The sequence below is a fragment of the Vibrio sp. V19_P1S1T109 genome (genome assembly GCF_002241375.1).
GTDB lineage: Bacteria > Pseudomonadota > Gammaproteobacteria > Enterobacterales > Vibrionaceae > Vibrio > Vibrio anguillarum.
Map to the genome: position 1 here is coordinate 1 of NZ_NDIM01000317.1, position 3,945 is coordinate 3,945.

4 protein-coding genes are annotated in these 3,945 nt (G+C 44.4%); 3 read left to right on the top strand and 1 reads right to left on the bottom strand.

Annotation, left to right across the window (positions count from 1 at the left end; genetic code table 11):
• Positions 1–71: 71 nt before the first annotated feature.
• Both cysB and B9J87_RS15240 read left to right on the top strand, forming a co-directional pair.
• Positions 72–1,046, top strand: a complete 975-nt coding sequence (gene cysB, locus B9J87_RS15235) for an HTH-type transcriptional regulator CysB (RefSeq protein ID WP_094151575.1) — start codon at positions 72–74, stop codon at positions 1,044–1,046.
• 78 nt (positions 1,047–1,124) lie between these two features.
• The gene (locus B9J87_RS15240; protein WP_088721120.1) at positions 1,125–2,321 is read left to right on the top strand and encodes a methyltransferase; all 1,197 of its coding nucleotides are present in this window, start codon (positions 1,125–1,127) and stop codon (positions 2,319–2,321) included.
• Between the two features lie 59 nt (positions 2,322–2,380).
• Here B9J87_RS15240 and ald read toward each other — a convergent pair whose 3' ends face one another.
• Positions 2,381–3,505 carry an alanine dehydrogenase gene (gene ald, locus B9J87_RS15245; RefSeq protein WP_017041996.1) on the bottom strand — a complete coding sequence of 375 codons (1,125 nt, stop codon included), beginning with the start codon at positions 3,503–3,505 and terminating at the stop codon, positions 2,381–2,383.
• Positions 3,506–3,661: 156 nt separating this feature from the next.
• Here ald and B9J87_RS15250 point away from each other — a divergent pair.
• Positions 3,662–3,945 (top strand): winged helix-turn-helix transcriptional regulator (locus B9J87_RS15250; RefSeq protein WP_094151577.1); only part of this gene is annotated, 284 nt, incomplete at its 3' end.

Here is a 3,945-nt window from a genome sequence, read left to right on the forward strand (position 1 = left end):
GCGTTATAACTAATAATTATAAACTATGATTGAAAGATCTGGATCTTTGATAATGGATTACGGGGCCAATAATGAAGTTACAGCAGTTAAAATATATTGTTGAAGTGGTTAATCACAACCTGAATGTCTCAGCAACTGCGGAAAGCCTTTATACCTCTCAGCCAGGCATTAGTAAACAGGTTCGTTTACTCGAAGATGAATTGGGTATTCAAATTTTTGAGCGTAGCGGTAAGCACCTGACACAAGTCACGGGTGCAGGTGAAGATATTATTCGTATCTCACAAGAGATCCTTTCACGTGTGGAAAGCATTAAGGCTGTGGCAGGGGAGCATACGCACCCTGAGATGGGTACGCTGAATATTTCAACGACTCATACACAAGCTCGCTACGCGTTACCTGATGTAATCAAAGGATTCACTGCGCGTTATCCGAAAGTGTCGCTACACATGCACCAAGGCACTCCAAGTCAGATGTCGGAAGCGGTTGCAAAAGGCACCGCTAATTTTGCGATAGCAACAGAAGCGCTTCATCTGTACCAAGATGCCATCATGCTGCCTTGTTATCACTGGAACCGCTCCATTGTTGTTCCCAAAGATCATGCTCTTGCAAAAAAAGAACGAGTAACGATTGAGGATTTAGCCGCGTATCCATTGGTCACTTACGTGTTTGGTTTTACTGGCCGTTCAGAGTTAGACACTGCATTTAATCGCATAGGGTTAACGCCGCGAGTTGTCTTCACCGCCACCGATGCGGATGTGATAAAAACTTATGTCCGAATGGGAATTGGGGTGGGTGTTATCGCAAGTATGGCGATAGATAAATCACGCGACACCGATCTTATCGCGATTGATGCCAGCCATCTTTTTGGTGCGAGCACGACTAGCATTGGGTTTCGCCGAGGCACATTCCTGCGCTCTTATATGTTTGACTTTATGGAACGTTTCGCGCCTCATCTTACTCGCCCTGTCGTCGAACGGGCTACCTCGTTAAAATCGAATATCGAAATAGAAGAGATGTTTAAAGACATTGAATTGCCAGTTCGTTAAGCAAATTTCGATCATTTAAAACGAAACACTTTCTAATTAAACCATCACCTCCTAGAATTGGCCTTTCTAGGGGGATGTATGCGCGCGCTTTTCAAACATATCGATGCTTTTTTAATTGAAAACCAACGTTTTTGGCGATTTGAGCCCTTTCATCATAGTGGCTTAGACAGTTCACCTTGGAAACATTCAGATCATAGGCTGGATCAGTGGTTGCAAACGCTATCTTTGGACAGTATCGATAGCTTAAAGTCATCGCCGCAAGCGCTCATTGAGCAACTTCATCCGTATATCGAGGGGTTAAAAGAAGCGGATATCATGATTAGGCTTCAAGATGCCCCTCGTAATACTCAGCAAGCACTCAGCCCTTACTTAGAGCAGGGGATCCCTGGCAGAAAGCTAGAACAAATTCGTTTAATGAGCGAATCACTCCTCTCTAGGCATTCAGGAACGGAATGGCTAGAGTGGTGCGCGGGTAAAGGCTTTTTAGGTCGAATTATCGCAGCGCAGTCAAAACAAAAAGTCACTAGTTTTGAATATCAGTCGCAGCTCTGCCATGCAGGACAAGCATGCGCCGATGAACATGATCTTCCGATGCAATTTATTCAAGGGGACGCTTTTGAGCCGCAAGCGTTTGGCGTTTTCAATACCAATCAGCATGCCGTCGCTTTACATGCCTGTGGTGATCTCCATGTTCGCCTACTCGAATATTCCGTTGCTCATCGCTTGCCTGCGATTACGTTTTCACCATGTTGCTACCATTTAATCAAAGCCGATAGCTACCAACCCATGTCCAGCTACGGTCGTACTTCTTCTCTTGCCTTGTCCAAAGAAGAGCTGCGTATTCCGCTACAAGAAACCGTTACGGGGGGAGAGCGGGTTCGCCGTCATCGTTTGCAAGAAATGACGTTTCGTTTGGGTTTTGATTTGTTGCTAAGATCTGAGCTTGGGCATCATCAATATTGCCCAATTCCGAGCCTCAAAAAATCACAACTAGCCGAAGGATTTTTAGCTTTTTGTTATTGGGCGGCGGCACAAAAAGGCATCGCATTACCAGAAGTGGATTGGCCTGCTTATGAACGTAAAGGCGAGCAGCGTTTTTGGCAGATGGAAAGGATAGGCTTAGTACAACAGGCATTTCGCCGCATGATTGAGCTTTGGTTGGTATTGGATAAGGCACTTTATCTTCAAGAGCAAGGCTATGAGGTGCAGATTGAGCAGTTTTGCGCTAGGAAAGTAACGCCACGCAATATATTGGTTCACGCTTTTAAAAAATGAAAGCCAAGCGCATGACGCACTTGGCTAAGAATTGAGAGCTTTACCGCAAATTGTTATCGTTAGTTAAACAGAGCGATAGCTTCAGATGGGTCAAGATATTCAAGGTTGAAACTCTCGGCGACCTCTTTACAGGTGACTTTACCGTGTATCACGTTTAAACCTTCTAGGAATCCTTTATCCTCTAATAATGCACGTTGATAACCTTTATTGGCCAGTTTAACAATGTAAGGCAACGTAGCGTTATTCAAGGCGAAAGTTGATGTGCGAGCCACAGCGCCTGGCATGTTTGCGACGCAGTAATGAACGACGTCATCAACGATATAGGTCGGGTCATCATGAGTGGTAGCATGTGAGGTTTCAAAGCAGCCGCCTTGGTCAATTGCCACATCAACGACCGCAGAGCCAGGTTTCATTCTAGAAATCAGATCTTTAGTAACGAGTTTAGGAGCTGCTGCTCCGGGGATCAGTACTGCGCCTATTACTAAATCGGCTTCGAGGACGTATTTTTCAATCGCATCCTTTGTTGAATACACGACTTTAGCGTGACCTTGGAACTCTTCATCGAGTTTACGCAGCATATCAACACTTCGGTCGAGAATCGTCACATCTGCACGCATTCCGACGGCAATTCTGGCTGCGTTGGCACCGACGACACCACCACCAATCACCACCACTTTTGCTGGTGCGACTCCGGGTACACCACCCAGTAACAAACCACAGCCCGCGTGTGATTTTTCTAAACACTGCGCACCTGATTGAATAGACATTCGACCAGCGACTTCAGACATTGGTGCTAATAGTGGCAAGCGACCCATATTATCTGTTACAGTCTCGTAGGCTATACAGACAGCTTTGCTCTTGATTAGCTCCTCAGTTTGTGGAAAATCTGGAGCTAGATGTAAATAGGTAAATAAAATTTGGCCTTCGCGGAGCATTGCTCGTTCAGCAGCCTGAGGTTCTTTGACCTTAACAATCATTTCTGCTTTCGCAAAAATGTTAGAAGCAGTAGGAAGAATGGATGCGCCTACAGCGATGTAATCATCGTCTGAAAAGCCGATGCCGGAACCGGCATTTGTTTCAACATAAACTTGGTGACCGTGTGAGACAAGTTCGCGCACGCTTGCGGGAATCATGCCCACACGATATTCGTGGTTTTTGATTTCTTTAGGAACTCCAATGATCATCCTGACTCCTTAGGTTTTTTTGGTTGTTATAACTATATGTAGGGTTGTTGTTTCGAATTTGTGACTAGTATAGATGCGAATGTGTAAAATTTGATACTGAATATTAAAAAGTTGTAGTATATATTTTTGCAAGGAAGTAATAAGGTGGAATAAAAAATGGCAGACAACTATAAAAGGCCGTCCAAGGATTTAGACCGTATCGATCGCAATATTTTGAATGAATTGCAGAAAGATGGTCGTATTTCGAATGTAGAATTATCAAAACGAGTGGGTTTATCTCCAACCCCCTGTTTAGAGCGTGTACGTCGTTTAGAGCGTCAAGGTTTCATTACCGGTTATACCGCGTTGTTAAATCCACAATATCTTGATGCTTCGCTGTTGGTATTTGTGGAAATTACATTGAATCGCGGTGCACCTGATGTGTTTGAACAGTTTAATAC